Annotated in this window: 23 protein-coding genes; 8 read left to right on the top strand and 15 right to left on the bottom strand. The window is 66.0% G+C overall.

What is annotated here, in order from left to right:
* The 11 genes from ACK8OU_RS07605 to ACK8OU_RS07655 all read right to left on the bottom strand — a co-directional run bounded on the left by ACK8OU_RS07605 (position 1) and on the right by ACK8OU_RS07655 (position 7529).
* Positions 1 to 810 (bottom strand): division plane positioning ATPase MipZ, encoded by an 810-nt coding sequence (locus ACK8OU_RS07605; RefSeq protein ID WP_410302779.1) that lies wholly within the window; start codon positions 808 to 810, stop codon positions 1 to 3.
* A 191-nt stretch (positions 811 to 1001) separates the two neighbouring features.
* On the bottom strand, positions 1002 to 1223 hold the full coding sequence (gene rpmE / locus ACK8OU_RS07610) for a 50S ribosomal protein L31 (protein WP_410302780.1): 222 nt from the start codon (positions 1221 to 1223) through the stop codon (positions 1002 to 1004).
* 11 nt (positions 1224 to 1234) lie between these two features.
* Positions 1235 to 1612, bottom strand: coding sequence for a 50S ribosomal protein L19 (gene rplS, locus ACK8OU_RS07615; protein WP_410302781.1), 378 nt, complete (start codon positions 1610 to 1612; stop codon positions 1235 to 1237).
* A 49-nt stretch (positions 1613 to 1661) separates the two neighbouring features.
* Positions 1662 to 2507: a tRNA (guanosine(37)-N1)-methyltransferase TrmD gene (gene trmD / locus ACK8OU_RS07620; RefSeq protein WP_410302782.1), complete on the bottom strand. Its 846-nt coding sequence runs from the start codon at positions 2505 to 2507 to the stop codon at positions 1662 to 1664.
* Positions 2497 to 3300 carry a hypothetical protein gene (locus tag ACK8OU_RS07625; protein WP_410302783.1) on the bottom strand — a complete coding sequence of 268 codons (804 nt, stop codon included), beginning with the start codon at positions 3298 to 3300 and terminating at the stop codon, positions 2497 to 2499. Before ACK8OU_RS07625 ends, trmD begins: the two co-directional genes overlap by 11 nt.
* Positions 3297 to 3806 (bottom strand): ribosome maturation factor RimM, encoded by a 510-nt coding sequence (rimM, locus tag ACK8OU_RS07630; RefSeq protein WP_410302784.1) that lies wholly within the window; start codon positions 3804 to 3806, stop codon positions 3297 to 3299. Before rimM ends, ACK8OU_RS07625 begins: the two co-directional genes overlap by 4 nt.
* A 71-nt stretch (positions 3807 to 3877) precedes the next feature.
* A complete protein-coding gene (gene rpsP, locus ACK8OU_RS07635) occupies positions 3878 to 4237 on the bottom strand; it encodes a 30S ribosomal protein S16 (protein WP_410302785.1) in 360 nt (119 codons plus the stop codon).
* A 48-nt stretch (positions 4238 to 4285) separates the two neighbouring features.
* Positions 4286 to 4582 (bottom strand): chorismate mutase, encoded by a 297-nt coding sequence (locus ACK8OU_RS07640; protein ID WP_410302950.1) that lies wholly within the window; start codon positions 4580 to 4582, stop codon positions 4286 to 4288.
* Between the two features lie 32 nt (positions 4583 to 4614).
* Positions 4615 to 5148: a GNAT family N-acetyltransferase gene (locus tag ACK8OU_RS07645; protein WP_410302786.1), complete on the bottom strand. Its 534-nt coding sequence runs from the start codon at positions 5146 to 5148 to the stop codon at positions 4615 to 4617.
* Entirely contained in the window at positions 5145 to 6656 is a 1512-nt protein-coding gene (gene ffh, locus ACK8OU_RS07650) for a signal recognition particle protein (protein WP_410302787.1), read from the bottom strand. Before ffh ends, ACK8OU_RS07645 begins: the two co-directional genes overlap by 4 nt.
* A 282-nt stretch (positions 6657 to 6938) precedes the next feature.
* Positions 6939 to 7529 carry an FMN-dependent NADH-azoreductase gene (locus tag ACK8OU_RS07655; RefSeq protein ID WP_410302788.1) on the bottom strand — a complete coding sequence of 197 codons (591 nt, stop codon included), beginning with the start codon at positions 7527 to 7529 and terminating at the stop codon, positions 6939 to 6941.
* Between the two features lie 94 nt (positions 7530 to 7623).
* Between ACK8OU_RS07655 and ACK8OU_RS07660 the strand changes: the two genes are divergently transcribed.
* Positions 7624 to 8508, top strand: coding sequence for a LysR family transcriptional regulator (locus tag ACK8OU_RS07660; RefSeq protein ID WP_410302789.1), 885 nt, complete (start codon positions 7624 to 7626; stop codon positions 8506 to 8508).
* Between the two features lies 1 nt (position 8509).
* Here the strand turns inward: ACK8OU_RS07660 and ACK8OU_RS07665 are convergent, their stop codons facing one another.
* From ACK8OU_RS07665 to ACK8OU_RS07680, 4 genes are read right to left on the bottom strand one after another with little or no spacing between them, the layout of a single operon-like run.
* Positions 8510 to 9721 (bottom strand): OpgC family protein, encoded by a 1212-nt coding sequence (locus tag ACK8OU_RS07665; RefSeq protein WP_410302790.1) that lies wholly within the window; start codon positions 9719 to 9721, stop codon positions 8510 to 8512.
* The gene (gene mdoH, locus ACK8OU_RS07670; protein ID WP_410302791.1) at positions 9714 to 11504 is read right to left on the bottom strand and encodes a glucans biosynthesis glucosyltransferase MdoH; all 1791 of its coding nucleotides are present in this window, start codon (positions 11502 to 11504) and stop codon (positions 9714 to 9716) included. The genes ACK8OU_RS07665 and mdoH overlap by 8 nt, the downstream gene beginning before the upstream one ends.
* Positions 11505 to 11508: 4 nt before the next feature.
* Positions 11509 to 11697, bottom strand: coding sequence for a hypothetical protein (locus ACK8OU_RS07675; RefSeq protein WP_410302792.1), 189 nt, complete (start codon positions 11695 to 11697; stop codon positions 11509 to 11511).
* Complete coding sequence (locus ACK8OU_RS07680; protein ID WP_410302793.1) at positions 11694 to 13328, bottom strand: glucan biosynthesis protein; 1635 nt, start codon at positions 13326 to 13328, stop codon at positions 11694 to 11696. The genes ACK8OU_RS07675 and ACK8OU_RS07680 overlap by 4 nt, the downstream gene beginning before the upstream one ends.
* Before the next feature lie 413 nt (positions 13329 to 13741).
* Between ACK8OU_RS07680 and ACK8OU_RS07685 the strand changes: the two genes are divergently transcribed.
* The 7 genes from ACK8OU_RS07685 (at position 13742) to ACK8OU_RS07715 (ending at position 21222) form a co-directional block, all read left to right on the top strand.
* Positions 13742 to 16666 (top strand): monovalent cation/H+ antiporter subunit A, encoded by a 2925-nt coding sequence (locus ACK8OU_RS07685; RefSeq protein WP_410302794.1) that lies wholly within the window; start codon positions 13742 to 13744, stop codon positions 16664 to 16666.
* Positions 16666 to 17013 (top strand): Na+/H+ antiporter subunit C, encoded by a 348-nt coding sequence (locus ACK8OU_RS07690; RefSeq protein ID WP_250040438.1) that lies wholly within the window; start codon positions 16666 to 16668, stop codon positions 17011 to 17013. The genes ACK8OU_RS07685 and ACK8OU_RS07690 overlap by 1 nt, the downstream gene beginning before the upstream one ends.
* Positions 17010 to 18599, top strand: a complete 1590-nt coding sequence (locus ACK8OU_RS07695) for a monovalent cation/H+ antiporter subunit D (protein ID WP_410302795.1) — start codon at positions 17010 to 17012, stop codon at positions 18597 to 18599. The genes ACK8OU_RS07690 and ACK8OU_RS07695 overlap by 4 nt, the downstream gene beginning before the upstream one ends.
* Before the next feature lie 13 nt (positions 18600 to 18612).
* Positions 18613 to 19104: a Na+/H+ antiporter subunit E gene (locus ACK8OU_RS07700; protein WP_410302796.1), complete on the top strand. Its 492-nt coding sequence runs from the start codon at positions 18613 to 18615 to the stop codon at positions 19102 to 19104.
* On the top strand, positions 19101 to 19370 hold the full coding sequence (locus ACK8OU_RS07705) for a K+/H+ antiporter subunit F (RefSeq protein ID WP_250040432.1): 270 nt from the start codon (positions 19101 to 19103) through the stop codon (positions 19368 to 19370). The genes ACK8OU_RS07700 and ACK8OU_RS07705 overlap by 4 nt, the downstream gene beginning before the upstream one ends.
* A gap of 7 nt (positions 19371 to 19377) precedes the next feature.
* A complete protein-coding gene (locus ACK8OU_RS07710) occupies positions 19378 to 19770 on the top strand; it encodes a Na+/H+ antiporter subunit G (protein WP_410302797.1) in 393 nt (130 codons plus the stop codon).
* Between the two features lie 81 nt (positions 19771 to 19851).
* Positions 19852 to 21222: an aspartate aminotransferase family protein gene (locus tag ACK8OU_RS07715; RefSeq protein ID WP_410302798.1), complete on the top strand. Its 1371-nt coding sequence runs from the start codon at positions 19852 to 19854 to the stop codon at positions 21220 to 21222.

Raw genomic sequence — 21222 nt, forward strand, 5'->3', positions numbered from 1 at the left:
TCAGAAGTTGATTTCAATCCCCGGCAGGTTCAGTTCCTTGATCAGGTCGCGCAGTTCCTGACGCGCGGCCACGTTCGAGATATTCAGGTTCTCCACCCCCACATCGCGCAGATCCAGCAGCGTCAGGCCGCGGGGGAACAGTTCGCGGAAGATCACGCGTTCGGAAAACCCGGGTGCCACGCGAAAGCCGATGCGCCTGGACAGCTGTTCCAGCGCGGCGCCGACCTTTTTCTTGTTGTGCATCTGCTGCGCGCCCAGGCGGTTGCGCAGCACGATCCAGTCGATGGGCTTCAGCCCGGCCCGCGCGCGCAACTGGCGCGCCGACCAGACCATCTCGGCATAGATCGACGGGCCGATCACCTTTGATGTTTCCGGGTCGATCCGCGCCAGCAGGTCAAAGTCGATGAAGCTGTCATTCATCGGTGTGATCAGCGTGTCGGCCAGCGAATGGGCGACCTGGCTTAGCCGGGTGTGACTGCCGGGGCAGTCGATCAGGATGAAATCGCATTCCACTTCCAGCTCGGCCACGGCGGCGGCAAGGCGGCGGTCATAGGGGTTTTCACCGGGTTCGAGCGCCGCGGGGTCCGTCTCGGGCAGTTCGCGGTATTCGGGCGTCGGCAGGTCCAGCCCCTCACGCGCCATGAAGGCCAGGCGGTTTTCCACATAGCGCCCAAAGCTGCGCTGGCGCAGGTCAAGATCCAGCGCGCCAACCTTCTTGCCCATGCGCGCCAGCGCCGTGGCCACATGCATGCAGGTGGTCGACTTGCCCGAACCGCCCTTTTCATTGCCCACAACGATGATATGCGCCACGTCCCGTACCCCTTTATCTCGCGCCTTCCTGGCGCGCGACGACTATAAGTGGAGGTGGCTAACGAAGGAAGAACGCCCGCGCAAGGGGGGGCAACGGGCGTCGGAAACAATGCGTTTCCGCAACAGGGGAAGGGGACGCAAACGAAAGGGCGCGCCACTGGCGCGCCCTTTGCAGAAAACTGGCGGGGGGATCAGAAGCCGAGGCCCGCGTATTTGTTCTTGAACCTGGACACGCGGCCCCCGGTGTCCATCAGCTTGGCCGAACCGCCGGTCCAGGCGGGATGTGCCAGCGGATCGATGTCCAGCGCCATCGTGTCGCCTTCCTTGCCCCAGGTCGACCGGGTCTGATAGGTCGAGCCGTCGGTCATCTTCACCGTGATGAAGTGGTATTCGGGATGGGTATCTGCTTTCATGGCCCCGCTCCTTACGCTTCGGCTTTGGGCTTGTAGTTGGTGACCTCGGCGATACGGGCCGATTTGCCACGACGGTCGCGCAGGTAGTACAGTTTCGCGCGACGCACGCGGCCACGGCGGACCACTTCGATCGAGTCGATGTTGGTCGAATACAGCGGGAACACACGTTCCACGCCTTCACCGAAAGAAATCTTGCGCACGGTGAACGACGCCGCAATTGTGCTGCCGCCCTTGCGCGAGATGCAGACGCCTTCATAGTTCTGCACGCGCGACCGGGTGCCTTCGGTCACCTTGTAACCGACGCGGATGGTGTCGCCGGCCTTGAAATCCGGAATTTTCTTGCCGAGGGCGGCGATCTGTTCCGCCTCGAGTTGTGCGATCAGGTTCATCGCTGGTCCTTTCATTGCTCGCGGTGGTTCCGCGAAGGTGTGCGCGCCCTCAGAGCTCTTGGTCTTCATCCGGGTCCCTGTTGTGCGCCGCACACCAAGCCCGCCAGAGGTCAGGTCGTCGTTCTTTGGTCAGCCTTTCGGCCTGTTCCCGCTTCCACGCCTCTATCTTCGCATGATGCCCGGACTGAAGAATTTCCGGTATCGCGCGACCTTCCCAAAGCGTGGGGCGGGTATACTGCGGATGTTCAAGCAAACCGTGAGAAAAGGATTCTTCCTCGGTGGATGCCTGATTCCCGAGCACGCGGGGTATAAGCCGGACTGTCGCGTCAATCAAGACCTGTGCGGCGATCTCGCCCCCGGTCAGGACGAAATCCCCGATCGAGACTTCCTCGACCCCGAAATGGTCCAGCACGCGTTCGTCCACGCCCTCGAACCGGCCGCACAGGATGGTCATGCCCCGGGCCTGTGAAAACCGCCGCGCCATCGCCTGGGTCAGCGGGCGGCCGCGCGGGGACATGTAGACCACCGGCCAGCGTGCGCGGTCGGTGGGGGTGCCGCGCATCGTCTCGGACAGGGCCGCACCCACGACATCGGCGCGCAGCACCATTCCCGCGCCGCCGCCTGCGGGGGTGTCATCGACGTTGCGGTGCTTGCCGATCCCAAAGGGGCGCAGGTCGATCGTTTCCAGCGCCCACAGCCCTTCCTGCAGGGCCTTGCCGGTCAGCGACAGGCCCAGCGTGCCGGGGAAGGCCTCGGGGAACAGGGTGATGATCCGCGCGGTCCAGGCGCCCTGCAGGCGCGGGGTGTCGGTCATCAGTTCACGCGGGCGGATCGAGGCGGAAATCGCCAGCCGCCCATGCGATTTCATCGGCTTGTCCGCGGTGTCATCGGTCATGGCGTGCCTCGCGCAGGATCTGGTCCTTGATGCGTTTCAGTTCGGCCTTGCCGCGCCCGGATCGGTTCAGCCGGGCAAAGTCCGCCTGTTGATCCGGGGTCTGGCCGATGTTGCCGCGCGCCGCAGGCGGCAGGCTGGCGGTCAGCGCATCGGGTACGCCGGTCATCGCCAGGATGATGCCTGCGGGCCCGTGACGGTGGCCGGACCAGTCTTCCAGCCGTTCCACCCGCACCGTGCAGGGCGCCAGCGCCGCGCCGATCCGCTTCGCCTCGGCCGCCAGGTCGATGCGGGGGGGAAGGTCGGCGCGGAACTGCGCGAAATCCTCGCGCAGGTGGATAGACCGCAGCAGGTGACCATAGACCGAGCGCGCCCAGCTTTCGCCCTCGCGCGTGGTGAACAGGAATTCGATCCGTACGGCCGGGCCGAACCGGCGGCGCAGCGCCCCGATCACTTCGCGGCACAGCGGGACCGCCGCGCCGTAATCGCGGATCAAGTGTCCGCGCCAGTTGCGGTGACCGGGCATCACGCCCGAAAACGTCTCACGCGACAGAACGATGACCGGGGCATCGGGGATCTTGGACAGAAACCGGCGAAAGGCCGCGCGAAACCGCAGCCTGCGCCAGAAAAACGGCTTTTGCGCATAGATCCGGGCGCGGGCGCCGGCGCTTAGAAAATCGTTCTGGCCATAATAGTCGAACCAGGGTTTCAGCGTGGCGCGATGGTGTGCAAGGTGGTTTTGCAGGCTGGTCGTTCCGGTCTTGTGAAAGCCCGCATGAACGATCACCCGGGTCATTCGACATCCTCGGGCGGGTCGGCCACGATGCGCCCTGCGGTCAGGTCGACGGTGGGCACGACGGCCTTGGTGAACGGTAAAAGCAGGGTCTGGCGACGGCCGGGGCCAAAGATTTCCAGAATGTCGCCCGCGCCGTGGTTGTGCACCGCGCGGACCGTGCCCAGAACCGCGCCGCCGGTATCCAGCACCGTCAACCCGATCAGGTCGGCATGATAGAATTCGTCATCGGGCAGCGACGGCAGCCTGTTGCGGTCGGCCCAAAGGGTCACACCCTTCAGCGCATCGGCCTCTTCCTTGGTGGTCACGCCGGTCAGGCGCGCGCCCAGCCCCCCTGTGACGGGCCGGGTCAGCCGGATGCCAAAGCTGCGGCTGCCATCCTCGGTGTAAAGGGGCGCGTAGGCGGCAATGTCCTCGGGGGTGGAACAGAAGCTTTTCAGCCGCACCTCACCCTTCACGCCGAAGGCCCCGGCAATGGCGCCAACGCAGACACGATCGGGATTGCTCATCTTGCCCCTCCGGATGTGGACAGGCCGGGCATAGGCTGCCCGGCCCGGTTTTCCTGGCACAAGCCGGCTGATTATTCAGCCGATTCCTCGGCCTTGGCGGCCTTGGCGGCCTTTTCCTCGGCGCGCTGCTTGGCTTTCTTGCCCGGCTCGGCCTTTTTCATGTTCTTGCGCTCGGCCTTGGCCAGAACGCCCGCGGCCTCCAGGAAGCGCGCGATACGGTCGGTCGGCTGGGCGCCCTGGCTCAGCCAGTGCTGCACGCGTTCCATGTTCATCTTGACGCGGTCTTCGCTGTCCTTGGCCAGCAGCGGGTTGTAGGTGCCCAGCTTTTCCAGGAAGCGGCCATCGCGCGGCATGCGCGAATCGGATGCCACGATCGCGTAATGCGGGCGCTTCTTGGAACCACCACGGGCGAGGCGGATTTTCATAGCCATGTCTGTATCTCCTTTGGATGGCTGGTGGCGGGTGTCAATGTGACCCCGTCATTTCTGGAATATCTCGTGATGCCGGATCACTTCCGAAATCACGAAGTTAAGGAATTTGCGGGCGAATTCGGGGTCAAGATCGGCCTCGGTCGCCAGACGTTCCAACCGCGCGATCTGGGCGGCTTCGCGCGCGGGGTCCGACGGGGGCAGGTCGTGTTCCGCCTTCAGGCGACCAACGGCCTGGGTGTGCTTGAACCGTTCGGCCAGGGTGAACACCAGGATCGCATCCAGCCGGTCGATGCTGGCGCGATGCTCTTTCAGCAGGGCGGCGGCGCGGGCGACGGGATCGGTCATGCGGTCCTCGGGCTGTTGCAGGGGCAGGGCGGTCATGCGCGGACCTCGGGGCGGGGGTGGCGATAGACAAGGCAGGGTCCGGCGCCGGGAAAAGCCGCCGCCGGATCGGGCGCAGCCCCCAGCCGCCTGGCCAGCGCGATTGATCGGGCGTTGCCGGGCGCGATATAGCTGACCGCCGTGTCCCAGCCCAGCACGTCAAAGGCATGGTCGCGCGCGGCCAGCGCCGCCTCATGCGCGAATCCCTGACCTTCGGTCTCTGGCGCCCAAACGGTCCAGCCCAGTTCGTTTTCCGGCCATCCCACGGGGCGCCAGGGACCGCACATGCCAAGGGCGCGGTCATTGTCCTTCAACGTGAAAACGAAAGTGCCAAAGCCGCGCAGCACCCAATGCCCGATGACATGGCCAAAGGCGCGCCAGCTTTGTTCCTCGGAATAATCGCCCGAACGCACGAAGCGCCCCCGATCCGATGCGAGAAAGGCGTTGAATCGATCCCAATCCCGCGCCGCGGGTGCGCGCAGGACAAGACGCTCGGTCTCCAGCACGGGGGTGGGCGACAGCGCGATCATTTCTTGCGGCCCAGCCCCCCAAGACCGGAAAGCCCGCCAGGCAGTTTCAGCCCGCCCAGCCCCGGCAGGCCGCCCGCACCGGGCATCTTGCCCAGCATCTTCGCGGCCTCTTCCATCTTCGCGGGGTCGATCTCACCCGCGCCGGGCAATCCGCCGCCCTTGCCGGTCATCGCGGCCATGGCCTGCTTCATCAGCCCGCCCTTGCCCATCTTGCCCAGTTTCTTCATCGTGTCGGCCATCTGCCGGTGCATCTTCAGCAGGCGGTTCAGTTCCGACACCTCCAGCCCGGCACCTGCGGCGATCCGCTTCTTGCGGCTGGCCTGCAGCAAATCGGGATTGGCGCGTTCCTTGCGCGTCATCGAGTTGATCAGCGCGATCTGCCGGCGGATGGTGCGGTCGTCAAAGCCCGCCTCCTCGGCGGCCCTGGCCATCTTGCCCATGCCCGGCATCATCGACATGACGCCCTGCATCCCGCCCATCTTGAGCATCTGTTCCAGCTGGCCCTTCATGTCGTTCATGTTGAAGAGGCCCTTCTGGAACCGCTTCATCATACGCTCGGCCTGCTCGGCCTCAAAGGTCTCCTGCGCCTTTTCCACCAGGGCGACGATATCGCCCATGCCCAGGATCCGTCCCGCGATCCGCGACGGCTCGAACACCTCAAGCGCGTCCATCTTTTCGCCAAGGCCGACAAAGCGGATCGGCTTGCCGGTCACCGCGCGCATCGACAGCGCCGCACCGCCGCGCCCGTCGCCATCCATCCGCGTCAGCACAACGCCGGAAATGCCGACCTTGCCGTCAAACTCGCTGGCGACGTTCACCGCGTCCTGGCCGGTCAGACCGTCCACGACCAGCAGCGTTTCGCGCGGCTGCACGGCATCGCGCACCGCCTGAACCTCGTCCATCAACACGTCGTCGATATGCAGACGGCCCGCGGTGTCCAGCATGTAGACGTCATAGCCCCCCAGCGTCGCCTGCTGCTTGGCGCGCCTGGCAATGTCGACCGGCTTTTGCCCCGGCACGATCGGCAGCGTGTCCACGCCCACCTGCTGGCCCAGAATCGCCAGCTGCTCCATCGCGGCCGGGCGGTTCACGTCCAGCGAGGCCATCAGCACCCGCTTGCCGTTCTTGTCCTTCAGCCGCCGTGCCAGTTTCGCCGTGGTGGTGGTCTTGCCCGAGCCCTGCAGACCCACCATCAGGATCGGTGCGGGCGGGTTGTCGATCTTCAGTGCTTCCGCCGTGCCGTCCCCGGCCAGAACCCAGACCAACTCGTCATGCACGATCTTGACAACCTGCTGGCCCGGCGTCACCGATCTGGTGACCGCCGCGCCGGTCGCCTTGGCCTCGACAGCCCTGACAAAATCGCGCGCCACGGCCAGCGACACGTCGGCCTCCAGCAGGGCCACGCGCACCTCGCGCAGGGCGGTGCGTACATCCTCCTCGGACAGCGCGCCCTGTTTCGTCAGCCGGTCAAAGACGCCGCCAAGGCGTTCGGACAGGTTCTCGAACATATCGCGGCCCTCCTTCGGGCAAGCCGGCGGACCGGCGGAAAACGACAAACGCACCAGTGGGCGCAACGCGCTGACTGGTGGCGATCCCTGCAGGTTGCGGGGACCGAAGGCATCGGGCCTTCGGGGAATCCAGCGTGATCTAAGAAGAAAAGGCCCCGGAGTCAACCGGAGCCCTCGTATCGCTTCGTTTCTTCTTGGCGCAAATACTCCCGCCGGAGGCTTCCGCCCCCGCCGCTTGCGCAAACGGCGGCTGCGGAATGAGTATTTTTGCCAAGAAGAAGATCAGGCCGCGATCGCGTCCACCGCGGCTTCGGCGCGGCTCAGCGTTTCCTCGGGGGCGAAAACCATCTTGTCGGCGGCGATGAATTCGACATCGGTGATGCCGAAGAAGCCCAGCATGTGACGGATATAGCCCGAAGCGAAGTCGATTTCCGACCCGATCGGGGTGCCGTCCGAGGACAGCGCGATGATGGCGCGCTTGCCGGTCAGCAGGCCGACGGGGCCAGTCTCGGTATAGGTGAAGGTTTCGCCCTTGCGGGCCAGCTGGTCGATCCAGGCCTTCATCTGGGCGGGCACGCCGAAATTGTAGACCGGCAGGCCGATCACCAGGATGTCGGCGGTGCGGACCTCATTGAGGTATTCGTCGGCCTTGCTGGCGATCGCGGCCTGATCGGCGTTGCGCTGGTCGGCTGGGGTGAAGACTGCGCCCAGCCAGGCGCCGTCGATCTGCGGCACGCCCTGCGACAGGTCGCGTTCGGTCACGCTGGCGGCCGGGTCGGCGGCGGTCAGGCGGGCGATGATGCGGTCGGTCAGGCGGCGCGACACCGACCCTTCGGATTTGATCGACGCATCGATGCGGAGGATTTTGGTCATGGGAGGCTCCTGTATGAATCTGATGGTGAAATCGTGCCTTGTCCGGGCGAACGCAATCGCCAAGACTGCACCCAGGCTGTTCACGGGTGCACATATGGGAATCGACAACTGGGATGAGATCCGCACCGCCTATCAGGTGGCCCGGATCGGCACGGTTTCGGGCGCGGCCGAGGTGCTGGGCGTGCACCATGCCACGGTGATCCGGCATATCGACGCGCTGGAGGCGCGGCTGGGCGCCAAGCTGTTTCAGCGCCATCCGCGCGGCTATACCCCGACCGAAGCCGGGGCGCATCTGCTGGCGGTGGGGCAGGCGACCGAGGATCAGTTTTCCCAGCTTGCCGCGCGCATCGCCGGGGTGGGCGAAGAGGTGTCGGGCGAGTTGATCGTGACCTCGCTGCCCACGCTGTCGGGGCTGGTTCTGCCGGCGCTGCGGCGGCTGATGTTCGATCATCCGGGGCTGCGGCTGCGCTATCTGACCGATCAGCGCCTGTTCCGCCTGGAATATGGCGAAGCGCATGTGGCGATCCGGGCCGGGGCGCGGCCGGCGGAACCCGACAATGTGGTTCAGCCGCTGACCCAGTTGCAGCACGCGCTTTACGCCGCCCCTGCCTATGCCGAAAGCTTTGGCTTGCCTGCCACCGAGGAAGACCTGGCCGGGCACCGTTTTGTCGGGCCCGAGGGTGTGGAAAGCCGCGCGCCCTTTCATCGCTGGCTGGCCGAACGCATCCCGCCCGAATGCATCGTGTTCCGCGCCAATGAGTTCGAGGCGCAGGAATGTGCCTTGCGCGAAGGCATGGGGCTTGGCTTCATGCCGGTGCGCGAGGGGGGGCGCGACGGGGCCCTGATCGAGGTCATGGGGCCGCGCCCGGAATGGCAGGCGCCGCTCTGGCTGGTGACGCATGTCGACCTGCACCGCACGCCGAAGGTGCAGGCGGCACTGGCTGTGCTGAAGATGCGGGCAGCGGCAGTCGAGGGCTGAGTCAGCGCACGGGCCTTGCCGCCCAGCGGGATGCCTGCGCCGGGGCCACCGCGGCCTTTCCCGCGCCTGCGGGCTGTGCCCCCTTTTTCGGTGCCAGCAGATCGCGCAGCGCGGCAAAGCCAAGCTGAAGCGTCAGCCCCCCCAGGATCAGCGCCGTGTCCAGCCACAGGCTTGCCGGGCAGATCGCCTTGACCGCCTGTGCCAGGATTGCCAGCACCGTGCCCAGGGCAAAGACCGGCAGGCCATGCCGCCCCAGCAGCCGTAGCGGAGCCGCCGCCGCCGAGGCGGCCAGCGCAGGCACCGGGCCGGGCAGGCTCAGCAGATAGGCCAGCGCCAGCAGGTGCAGCAACCGCGGACCGGACACATAGGTCTTGTCAAAGCTGACCAGCCAGAACGGCGCGCCCCATTCCCGCAACTGCCAGATCGCGTGGCCCAGGTGTTCCAGCAACCACTGGGATTTGACCCAGACCAGAACGAAGGCCAGAAACCCGGCCGCCAGCCAGATCATCCAGCGCCGCACCGGAACCAGGCGCTGCCCGTCGCGTATCGCAAGGCCGGTCAGGATGCCCAGGCAGAACAGCAGCTGCCAGGCGAAGGGGTTGAAGAACCAGCCCCCCTCAAACGGATAGTTCGGCAGGTTGAGCCGGAATGTGCCCACCAGCGCCCAGAACCCGATCGACCCCGCCAGAAGCCATATCGGCCGCCTTTGCCCCAGCCGGATCAGCGCGGGCGCGGCCAGCAGCAGCACGGCATACATCGGCAGGATGTTCACATAGCCCAGCTGATGGGTCAGTGTGACGATGCCGATCAGGAAGGCCAGCGGCTCCTCGGTCAGGGGACGGAAGGCGTTTTTCGTCAGCATCTCCTCGGCGCCGAACCACAGCGCGGCGGCGCTGACGATGCCGATTGCCCAGGCTGCGGTCAGCAGATGCACCATGTACAAAAGCCACGACCGCCCCCAGATCCGGGTCACGGTCGGCAGGCGGGGGGCGCGCGCAAGGCCGGGCCCATAGGCCAGCGCCGCGGCCAGCCCGGACATGAACACAAAGCCCTCGGCCGCATCGGAAAAGCCGAAATTGCGCGAGGTCAGATGCTCGAAGATCGTTCCGGGCACATGGTTGATGAAAATCATCGCCAGCGCCAGGCCACGGAAGGCATCAAGCCGCGGGTCGCGAATGGCCAGCCGGGCGGGCGGTGTCATTGGATCAGGCATGGGCGGCCTCCGGCAGGGTGGGGCCGGGGGCGGCGGCATCGAAGGTGGCGGCCCAGCGGTCAAAGATGTGGTCCTGCAGGGTCATCACCGGCGCTGGCGCATATTCCGTGGGCGTGCCCATCAGCCGGCCCGAACTGTCTTGCGACGACCACCAGATCACCACCGGGGCCAGCACCATCGGCACGCCCACCGGCAGCAGCCACAGCAACAATCCCGGCGCGAAGGCCCAGGTGGCAAACAGCCCGATCAGCCCGATGCTGATGATCCAATGGGCGGCGGCAAAGGCCTCGGTCAGGGTCAGGCGTCCGTCGCCACGGTTGTTGGTGGGCCAGCCCCCGTCACGGCCCAGCAGGACCTGAAACACCGAACGGGTGGCGTAAAGCAGCAGGACCGGCGCGGTGAGCGACGAAAACACCAGTTCCCCGAAGGTCGAGGCAAAGGCAAGCGCCGTCCCGCCAAAGCCTGCTGCGCGGCCATCCAGCGCGGCGCGGGCGGCGATCAGGATCTTGGGCAGCAGCAGCAGGCCGAAGATGCCGATCGCCAGCCCGATCGCCTTGGACGCGCCCGAGGGCGGGAAATAGGGAAAGGGCCAGTAGGGTTCGGGGAAGTAATCGGGCGGCGGGGCCAGCAGCGGTGCCGCGATCGAGCCCAGGATGAACCCCAGCCAGAACAGCGGCGCGATATAGGCCATGATGCCCTGGGCAAAGACCAGGCGCGACCAGGTTTTCAGCCCGGGGGCGCCGATGATGCGGCTGTGCTGCAGGTTGCCCTGGCACCAGCGCCGGTCGCGCTTGGCGTGATCGATGATGTTTTCGGGGCCTTCCTCAAAGCTGCCGTCAAGGTCGTCATCCAGCCGTACGATCCAGCCCGCGCGGGCCAGCAGGGCGGCCTCGACGTAATCATGGCTCATGATGTGGCCGCCAAAGGGCGGGCGGCCTTTCAGCACCGGCAGTCCGCAGCTTTCGGCAAAGGCGCGGACGCGGATCATGGCGTTATGGCCCCAGAACGGCCCCGTCTCGCCCTGCATCATCGCCAACCCCCGCGCAAAAACGGGCGAGAAGAAGGCCGCCGAAAACTGCATCGTCCGGCCAAAGCGTGACCGGGCGCGGATGATCCGGGGCAGGGTCTGCAACAGCCCCAGGCGCGGTTCGGCCTGCATCCGGCGGAGCATCTCGACGATGGTTTCGCCTTCCATCAGGCTGTCGGCATCCAGGATCAGTGCGAAATCATAGGCCGCGCCGGACCGCACGATGAAATCCTCGATATTGCCGGCCTTTTTGCCGGTGTTCTGCGCGCGGCGGCGGTAGAAGAACCGCCCCAGCCCCGCGCGATCGGCCACCAGATGGGCAAACAACGCCTCTTCGCGCCGGGCGATCACCTCATTGCGGCTGTCCGACAGGATGGCGAAATGGAAGGCCGCGCCGTGGCCCGTTGCCGCCAGCGAGGCATCCATGGCGGCGACGCGCGAAAAGGTGGCCAGCGGGTCTTCATTATAGACCGGCATCAGCACCACGCAGCGCGCGGTGATCGGCGCGGTGCGGTCCAGAACAGGCGCGCGGGCGGTGGTGGTCAGCCCGATCACCGCCTGCACCGCCCCCCAGGCCAGCCACAGGGTCGAAATCAGGATCAATGCGGCGCGCAGGATATCCAGCGCATCCAGCCCGTCGGCCTCGCCGAACTGCAGGAACAGGATGAAGGCGCCGATGCCGGCCAGCGCGCTCAGGCCCAATGCCAGCGCGCGCAGCCCCACCAGGGCCGCGCGGAAAGGGCGGGGCGGCGTCACGGGATCAGCCCTCGGCGCCTTTGGGCGCGTGCGGGCGCGGCAGCAGGGCCGACAGCATCCGGCGCAGCAGGCCGGTTTCGGGCTCCAGCATCTGGCACGGCATGGCCAGCGGTGCCTCGGGCAGGGCGCAGGGCCCGGCAATCAGATCAGCGGGTGAAAGCGCGCCCGCCACCATGGGGAACTGAGCAGTCATGCCTTGATCCATTGATAAAGCCAGGTTTCGGTCAGCTTGCGCCCGTACCCCGCGACATGGGCCGACAGTTCGACTGTCGCGCCATCGGCGGCGCTGACATCCAGCACCAGCCGCCAGACGCCTTCGCCGGGGATCGCCGACAGGGTCTGGGTCACGATCTCGCCGCCTGCGGCGGTGGCAGCAATGGTCAGGTCATCGACCTTGTCACCGGGCAGCCGACCCAGCAGGCCGCCCTTGAAATCGATGACGAACTTGCGCGTGCCTTTGGTGTTTTCCACGCCGGAAACGCCGCCGACACCGGCGCGGGTTTCCAGAACATGGGCGCGGTCGTCGGCCGGGTCGGGGGGCAGATCGCCCCAGCGCAGGCGATAGCTGAAATCGCGCATCTCACCGGCCCTGGCGGGGGCTTCGGGCACCCAGAAGGCGACGATATTGTCGTTCACCTCAAGATCCGAGGGGATCTCGACCAGCCGCACCGATCCCCGGCCCCAATCGCCGATGGGCTCGACCGCGACCGAGGGCCGGCGTTCATAATGCGCGGCGGCGTCCTGGTAATGGTCGAAATCGCGGTCGCGCTGATACAGGCCAAAGCTGCGCGGGGCGGTTTCCACAAAATAGCTGGAGGCCAGATGCGGCGGGTTCGCCAGCGGCCGCCAAAGCCGGTCACCATCGGCGCGTTCGATCGCAAGACCGTCACTGTCATGCACATTCGGGCGGAAATCGTCGAACAGATGGCGGTTGCGTTCGGCAAACAGGAACATCGAGGTCAGCGGCGCGATGCCAAGCTGCTGCACATCGGTGCGCAGGAACAGCCGCGCCGTCACCTCCATCACCGTTTCGGCGCCGGGCGTGATGACAAAGCGATAGGCCCCGGTCAGCGAGGCGCTTTCCAGCGCGGCATGCACCGTGATTGTGCGGGCGCCGGGCGTGGGGCGTTCGATGTAGAAGCGGGTGAAGCGGGGGAATTCCTCGGCTACCGGCAGGCCGGTGTTCACCGCAAGACCCCGGGCCGAGATGCCATAGGCCGACCCGCGCCCCAGCGCGCGGAAATAGGACGCCCCCTGAAACGCCACCAGTTCATCAAACACATCGGGGCGGTTCAGCGGATGGTGCAGGCGAAAGCCCGCGACCCCCGGCAGCGGCGCATGTTCAGGCACACGGGCCCGCGCTTCGCGTTCGTAGATGAAATCGTCGGTGTCAAAGGCCATCAGCCGGGCCTGACCATCCGCCACCTCATGGATCAGCACGGGTTCCTTGAACAGCCAGCCCATGTGGAACGCGTGCAGCCGGAAGGCGCTGGCATCCACCCCGGCCCAGCGGGCGCGATCGGGGTTGAACCGGATCAGGCGGTAATCGTCATAGGTCAGCCCGTCCAGAAAGCCGGCGGGCAGATCCGCCGTCCGGGGTGCGACCGCGGCCAATGCGCGCATTTCCTCGGCCAGAAGATCGAAAGAGAATTGCTGCGCCGCGGCATCGGTCGCGGGGGCAGCAACCGGCGCGGTGGTGGCCTCCTGCGCGCGCGCGACGCGGGCAAAGGCGGTCGCGCCCATCAGCATGGCGCCCGCCGACAGGCTGGCGATCAGGCTGCGTCGGGTCAGGGAAGCGGGGGGAAGGGGCCGGGCGGGGCGCATCTATTTTCCAAACCGTGCCAGACAGTTCCGGCGATGTGACAGTTTCATTTCGGCGATGCATATTCACACCGGCCCGAGTCTTTCAAGCGGGCTTTGACGCGGATTTGCTCAAAGCCGCGTGACCTGATCGGCTTTGTCCATTTCCCGCCATTGGCATGGCGCAAACGGGCGGAATTGCGCCGGTTCCCCGGCTGCTATGGCAAAATTTCATGGCAGCTATTCTGCGGCTGCATGGTTCCCCGGCCATCCCCGGCATCCCGGTTTCCCCGATTCGCGCCCGGTTTCGCTTGACAGCCAAAGGGGGCTGTCACAGTTAAGGGGGCATCCGCGCCGAAGGCCCCGCATTCCATCGCACGCGCCCGAAGGCCCGCCGAAGAACGGACCAGTGAACAAGAACGGACCAGAGAAGACGCATGTCGCCTGCCCTTATTGCCGCCCTGCCTTTTCTCGGGGCCCTGCTTCCCGCCCTTCTGATCCGCACCGGCCGCACCAATGCCGCCGTTGCCGCCGCCGCGACCTCGGGTCTGGCGCTGTTGGGCCTGCTGCTGCACGCCCCCGCCGTGATGCGCGGCGAGGTGATCACCGCGCGTTATGACTGGCTTCCCTGGCTGGGCCTGAACGCGAATTTCATGATCGACGGACTGGGCCTGCTGTTTGCCACGCTGATCCTGGGGATCGGCCTGCTGATCATCCTGTATGCGCGGTTCTACCTGTCCAAGGACGATCCGGCGGGGCAGTTCTACACCTATCTGCTGCTGTTCCAGGGTGCGATGGTTGGAATCGTGCTGTCTGACAACATACTGCTTTTGCTGATCTTCTGGGAACTGACCTCGCTGTCGTCCTTCCTGCTGATCGGCTATTGGAAACACCTGCCCGAAGGGCGCCAGGGCGCGCGCATGGCGCTGACGGTCACCGGCATGGGCGGGCTTGCGATGATCGCGGGCATGCTGATCCTGGGAAATATTGCCGGCAGCCATGACATCAGCGCGATCCTGCAGGCCAAGGATGCGATCCAGGCCAGCCCGCTGTATCTGCCCGCGCTGGTCCTGATCCTGATCGGGGCCTTCACCAAATCGGCGCAGTTCCCGTTCCATTTCTGGCTGCCGCATGCGATGGCTGCGCCCACGCCGGTGTCGGCCTATCTGCATTCGGCGACGATGGTGAAGGCGGGGCTGTTCCTGATGGCGCGGCTGTGGCCGGTGCTGGCGGGTACGCCCGAATGGTTCTACATCGTGGCGACCGTGGGGTTGATCACCATGCTGGTCGGCGCCAAGATTGCGATCTTCAAGGATGACCTCAAGGCGCTTCTGGCCTTTTCCACCGTTTCGCACCTCGGCCTGATCACCTTCCTTCTGGGCCTTGGCACCAAGGCCGCGGCGGTGGCGGCGGTGTTTCACATCATCAACCACGCCACTTTCAAGGCGGCGCTGTTCATGAGCGCGGGGATCGTCGATCACGAAACCCATACCCGCGACCTGAAACGCCTTGGCGGGCTGCGCCATCTGATGCCCATCACCTTCACCATCGCCACCATAGCCGCGCTGTCGATGGCCGGCATTCCGATGCTGAACGGCTTCCTGTCCAAGGAAATGATGCTGGAGGAAGCCTCGCACACGCTTTGGGCGGGCAATGCCTGGATCGTGCCGGCGGTGGCGGCGGTGGCGGCGCTGTTTTCGGCCGCCTATTCCTTCCGTTATATCGCCCATGCCTTCCTGGGCCCGGTGCGCGACGACTATCCCCATCATCCGCATGATCCGGGTTTTGGCATGTGGGCCGCGCCTGCGTTTCTGGTGGTGCTGGTGGTGGCGATCGGCCTGATGCCGATGACCTTCGCCGGCGAGATCGTGCGCACCGCCGCCAATGCCGTCGTGGGCGGCGGGCTGGAGATGTATCCGATCAAGCATTGGCACGGGCTGACCCCGGCGCTGTGGATGTCGGTCGTCGCGGTGGTCGGCGGTCTGTTGTTGCTGGCGCTGCATCCGCGGCTGAACGCGATCTGGCTGGCCACGCCACGCCCCGAGGCGAAGGCGATCTTTGACGCCATCATCGCCGCCGCCGCGCGCGCAGCCCGGGCGCTGACCGGGCGGCTGCACAATGGCTCGATGTCGCGCTATCTGCTGATCTTCGTGATCGCGGCGCTGGGCGCGGGCTACTGGGCCTGGACCACCGGCCAGCAGGGCGCGCCCACCCGCGCGCTGACGCCCGCGACGCCGGTGGCCTTTGCCGCCTGGATCATGCTGATCGTGGCGACGGGCTGTGTCGTGGCCTTCCACCGCAACCGTCTGCTGGCGCTGGTGCTGATCTCGATCGTCGGGCTGATCGTGTCGATGAGCTTCATCTATCTGTCGGCCCCCGACCTGGCGCTGACGCAGATCTCGGTCGAGGTGGTGACGGCGGTTCTGATGCTGCTGGCGCTGAACTTCCTGCCCAAGGTCACCGTGCCGGAAACAAGCGTGCTGAAGCGCCGCTTTGATGCGGTGGTCGCGATCGTGGGCGGCCTGGGCGCGGGGCTTCTGATCTATGCCCTGATGCTGCGCGATTTCGTCTTTCCGTCGATGTCGGAATATCACCTGGCCAACAGCTATGCCGGCGGCGGTGGTACCAACGTGGTCAACGTGATCCTGGTGGATTTCCGCGGCTATGACACCTATGGCGAGGTGATCGTGCTGGGCATCGCCGCGCTGGTGATCTTTGCCCTGACCGAGGCGCTGCTGACGGGGGCATCCTCGCGCAAGCTGATTGCCTGGCGGCCCGATGTGGTGCGCGCGGGCGACAAGCATCCGCTGATGCTGCTGGTGGCGACGCGGGTGATGATGCCCATCGCGCTGATGATGGCTGTGTTCATCTTCCTGCGGGGGCACAACCTGCCGGGCGGGGGGTTCATCGCCGGGCTGATCGCGGCGGTGGCGCTGGTGATGCAATACATGGCCTCGGGCTATGCCTGGACGCAGGCGCGCCAGCGGGTCTATTACCACGTCCTGATCGCGCTGGGTGTTCTGGCCGCCGGGATCACCGGCATCGGCGCCTGGTTCAATGGCGTGCCGTTCCTGACCTCTGATTTCGGCTATTTCCGCATTCCGCCTTTCGACAAGTTCGAACTGGCCACCGCCATGGGCTTTGACCTGGGCGTGTTCCTGGGGGTTGTGGGGTCGGTCATGCTGGCGCTGGGCGGGCTGTCGCGGCTGGCGCGCCGCGCCGCCGTGGGGGATGAGGGCTTCCACGTCGTCGCCGAAAAACCCGATGCCCGCGCGCTGGCCGAACAGACCGGCCCGCTGGAGGTGGGGCTTGCCGGCGAATGGCGGCGCACCGCGCGCCTTGGCGCCGAGGAGGACAACTGATGGAAGCGCTGGTTGCAAGCGGAATTGGCGTGCTGACCGCCGCCGGGATCTACCTGATCCTGCGGTTCCGCACCTTTCCGGTGGTGCTGGGCATGACGATGCTGTCCTATGCGGTGAACGTCTTTCTGTTCGCCACCGGACGGCTTGTGGTGAACATGCCACCGATCCTGAACCATCTGGGCGAAAATACCCCCGGATATACCGATCCGATCCCCCAGGCGCTGGTGCTGACCGCGATCGTCATTTCCTTCGGGATGACGGCGGTGGTGGTGATGCTGTCGCTGGGCGCCTTCATCGAGGCGGGGAATGACAAGATCGACCTCGGGGACGAGGAGAAGAACACGTGAGCCACTGGATCATCGCGCCGGTCGTGCTGCCGGCTTTCCTTGCGCCATTGATCGTGCTGTGGATGCGCTTCGACCTGCGCAGCCAGCGGATCTTTTCGATTGCCGGGATGACGGTGCTGCTGGCGGTCGCGGTGAAGCTGGCGGTGGATGCCTCGGCGGGCGAGACGATCGTCTATCGCCTTGGCAACTGGGAGGCGCCCTTTGGCATCGTTCTGGTGCTGGACCGGCTTTCGGCGCTGATGCTGATCCTGACGGCCGCCTTGGGGCTGGCGGTGGCGCTTTACGCCATCGGGGCGGGCTGGGACAGGCGCGGCTGGCATTTCCATTCGCTGCTGCAATTCCAGCTGATGGGGATCAACGGCGCCTTCCTGACAGGCGATGCGTTCAACCTGTTCGTCTTCTTCGAAGTTCTGCTGATCGCCTCTTACGGCCTGATGATCCATTCGGGCGGCGAGGCGCGGCTGAAGGCGGGGGTGCAATATGTGGTCTATAACCTGGCCGGTTCGACGCTGTTTCTGTTCGCGCTGGGCACGATCTATTCGGTTACCGGCACGCTGAGCATGGCCGATCTGGCGGTCAAGGTGGCGCAATTGCCCCCTGATGATACCGCGCTGATCCGGGTGGGTGCGATCCTTCTGATGCTGGTTTTCGCGGTCAAGGCTGCGCTGGTGCCGCTGCAATTCTGGCTGCCGGCGACCTATGCCAATGCGCCGGGTCCGGTGGCGGCGCTGTTCGCGATCATGACCAAGGTCGGGGTCTATGCCATCGTGCGCATCTATACGCTGGTCTTCCCCGAAGACGGCACGATCGGCGGGCTTGCGGCGCAGATCCTGATGCCCGCGGCGCTGGCCTCGCTGATCATCGGGATGGTGGGCGTTCTGGGCGCGCGCGATCTGGGCCGGGTCGCGGCCTATGCGGTGATCGGTTCGGTTGGCACGATGATGCTGGCCTTCGCGCAGTTTGACGCGGTGGCGACCGGCGCGGGGCTGTATTACATGGTCCATTCGACCTTTGCGGCGGCGGCGCTGTTCCTGATCGTCGACCTGGTCGCGCAGCGGCGCGGGGGGGCGGGGCTGCGCCTTGTGGCGGCGGCGCCGATCGCGCAGGGCGGGTTGCTTGCGGCGCTGTTCTTTGCGGCGGCGATCGCGATGGCCGGGATGCCGCCGCTGTCCGGCTTCCTGGGCAAGCTGATGATCCTGGATGCAATGCAGGGCCAGTGGGGCATCTGGGCGGCGATCCTGATCACCTCGCTTCTGGCGATTGTGGGCTTTGGCCGCGCCGGGTCCGAGGTGTTCTGGAAGGCCCATGCCACCGGCGCGCCGCCGAACGATCTGCCCGAGGCGCCGTCGCACGGGTTGGCCTTTGTCGCAGCCGGGGGGCTGCTGGCGGTGCTGGTGGGCATGACGGTCTTTGCCGGGCCGGTGACGGGCTGGCTGCAGGCCACGGCGGATCAGATCCACGCGCCCGGCGGCTATGTCGAGGCGGTCATGGCCGGTGCGGCGGAACGGGCGGACTGGCCCCCGGGGGCGGCGCAGGCCGCCGTCCCGGATGGCGCGGACGCGCCGGCGCCCGACAATGGGCAATAAGGGGGGCAAAGCGATGTTGAAACGGATCTTCCCGCACCCTTACCTGACGCTGACGCTGACCATCGTCTGGCTGATGCTGGCCAATGCCTATACCGCGACCTCGCTGGTCTTTGGCCTGATCCTGGGCATCATCATTCCGATCCTGACCGCGCCCTACTGGTCCGATCGTCCGGTGGTGCGCAACATCCCGATGATTATCGAATATGTGCTGCTGGTGCTGTATGATATTGTTGTGGCGAATATCGCGGTGGCCCGGATCGTTCTGTTCATGCGCAACAAGGATATGCGCCCGGCCTGGATCACCGTCCCCACCGATCTGACCTCGCCCGAGGCGATCACCGTTCTGGCCGGCACCATCACGATGACGCCGGGCACGGTTTCGGCGGAACTGTCCACCGATGGGCGCAGCATTCTGGTGCACTGCCTGCACGCCCCCGAGCCTGATGCCGTGCGCGATGAGATCAAAAGCCGCTATGAACGCCGCCTGAAGGAGATTTTCGAATGATCCTCTATGCGCTGTATTTCTGTATTGGCTGCTTCACGCTGGCGCTTTTGCTGAACCTGTATCGCGTGGTGCATGCCCCGGGCGTTACCGACCGGATTCTGGCGCTGGACACGATGGTGGTGAATGCGATCGCGCTGCTGGTGCTGTTCGGCATTGCCGAGGGCACGGCGATTTTCTTCGAGGCCTCGGTCCTGTTTGCGATGGTGGGATTTGTGTCGACCGTGGCCTATGCCAAATTCATCCTGCGCGGCGATATCATCGAGTGAGGGCGTGATGGAAATTTTCTGGGAAATCCTCATCTCGGCGCTGCTGGTGATCGCCGGCATCTTTGGTCTGGTCGGGTCTTACGGGCTGGTGAAGCTGCCCGATCCGATGACCCGGCTGCATGCGCCGACCAAGGCCACGACCGTGGGGGTGGGCAGCGTGCTGATCGCCTCGATGCTGTATTTCGGGGCGATTCAGCGCGATCTGACGCTGCATGAACTGATGATCACGCTGTTTCTGTTCCTGACCGCGCCGATCACGGCGCATTTCATCGCCAAGGCCAATTTGTATCGGGACTGGAACCGCGAACAGCTGCCCCGACCCGAGGGTGAGGCCGAATGGGCGCTGTATCAGGAACAATCCGACACCTCGGCCGAGGAACTGCGCGAGAATGCGCGCTGACCCTTGCCGCCGCGGCCGGCGTTGACCTGTCGCGCGGGGCGTGATTGTCTCGGCCGACCGGGCGTAGGGGGCGGGTGAAACATGGTGCAGGACCGCATCGGGGGCGTTCCCGTTTCGCGCATCAGGGCGGTTTCGCAATCGGCCGCCGCGGCCTATGCGGCGGCGCGCCCGCGCACACGGGCGGCGCTGGCGGGCGGTTCCTCGGGGTGGCTGGACGATGTGCCGATGCACTGGATGAAGGACTGGCCGCAGCCCTTCCCGTTGCTGGTGGCGCAGGCGAAGGGCGCCGTTCTGACCGACATCGATGGCCACCGCATCGACGATTTCTGTCTGGGCGATACCGGGTCGATGTTCGGCCATTCCCCCGCGCCGGTTGCCCGCGCGATCCGGGCGCAGGCGGGACGCGGCCTGGCCTGTATGCTGCCGACCGAGGATGCGCTGGCGGTGGGGCGCCTGCTGTGCGACCGCTTCGGTCCGATGCGCTGGCAGGTGGCCACCACCGCGACCGATGCCAACCGCTTTGCCCTGCGCGTGGCGCGCGCGGTGACCGGGCGGCGCAAGGCGCTGGTCTTCAACGGCTGCTATCACGGTACCGTGGATGATGCGATGGTCCGCCTTGGCCCGCTGGGGACCGAGGCGCGGCCCGGCCTTGTCGGTCAGGTGGCCGACCTGACCGCGACCGCTGTGGCCTGTGAATTCAACGATCTGGCGGGCGTTGAGGCCGCTTTGGCCCAGGGCGACATCGCCGCGATCCTGACCGAGCCGGTGATGACCAATTCCTGTATGGTCCTGCCTGAACCGGGCTTCCACGCGGGCCTGCGCGATCTGGCAACCCGGTATGGCGCCCTGTTGATCGTGGATGAGACGCATACGATTTCCTCGGGGCCGGGTGGCTATACGCGCGTGCACGGGTTGCAGCCCGACATCTTCGTGGTCGGCAAATGCGTTGCGGGTGGCATGCCCACCGCCGTCTGGGGCCTGACCGAGGCCGTGGCCGCCCGCTTTGCCGCCTATGATGCAACGCGCCCCCCCGGGCATAGCGGCATGGGCACCACGCTTTCGGCGAACCCGATGCAATTCGCCTGCCTGCGCGCGACCCTTGCCGAAGTAATGACCCCCGAAAACTATGCCCGGATGGAGGCGGGCGCCGCGCGTTTGCACGCGGGCCTGTCCAAGGCCATCGCGGCGGCGGGCGCGCCCTGGCATGTGGTGCGCGTCGGCGCGCGGGTGGAATTCATCTGCGCCCCCGGCCCCCTGCGCAACGGATCGCAGGCCGGGGCGGCCCATGCCCCCGCGCTGGAAGCCGCCATCCAGCAATGCCTTTTGAACCGGGGCTGCCTGATCGCGCCCTTCCATAACATGATGCTGGTCAGCCCCGCGACCACCAAGGCCCAGATCGACCGTCTGATCGCCGCCTTTGCCGCCACCCTGACCGAATTGTTCGAGACCTGA

Origin of the sequence: Pontitalea aquivivens, assembly GCF_046507575.1 — a bacterium.
In the GTDB taxonomy this organism is placed as follows: domain Bacteria; phylum Pseudomonadota; class Alphaproteobacteria; order Rhodobacterales; family Rhodobacteraceae; genus Pontitalea; species Pontitalea aquivivens.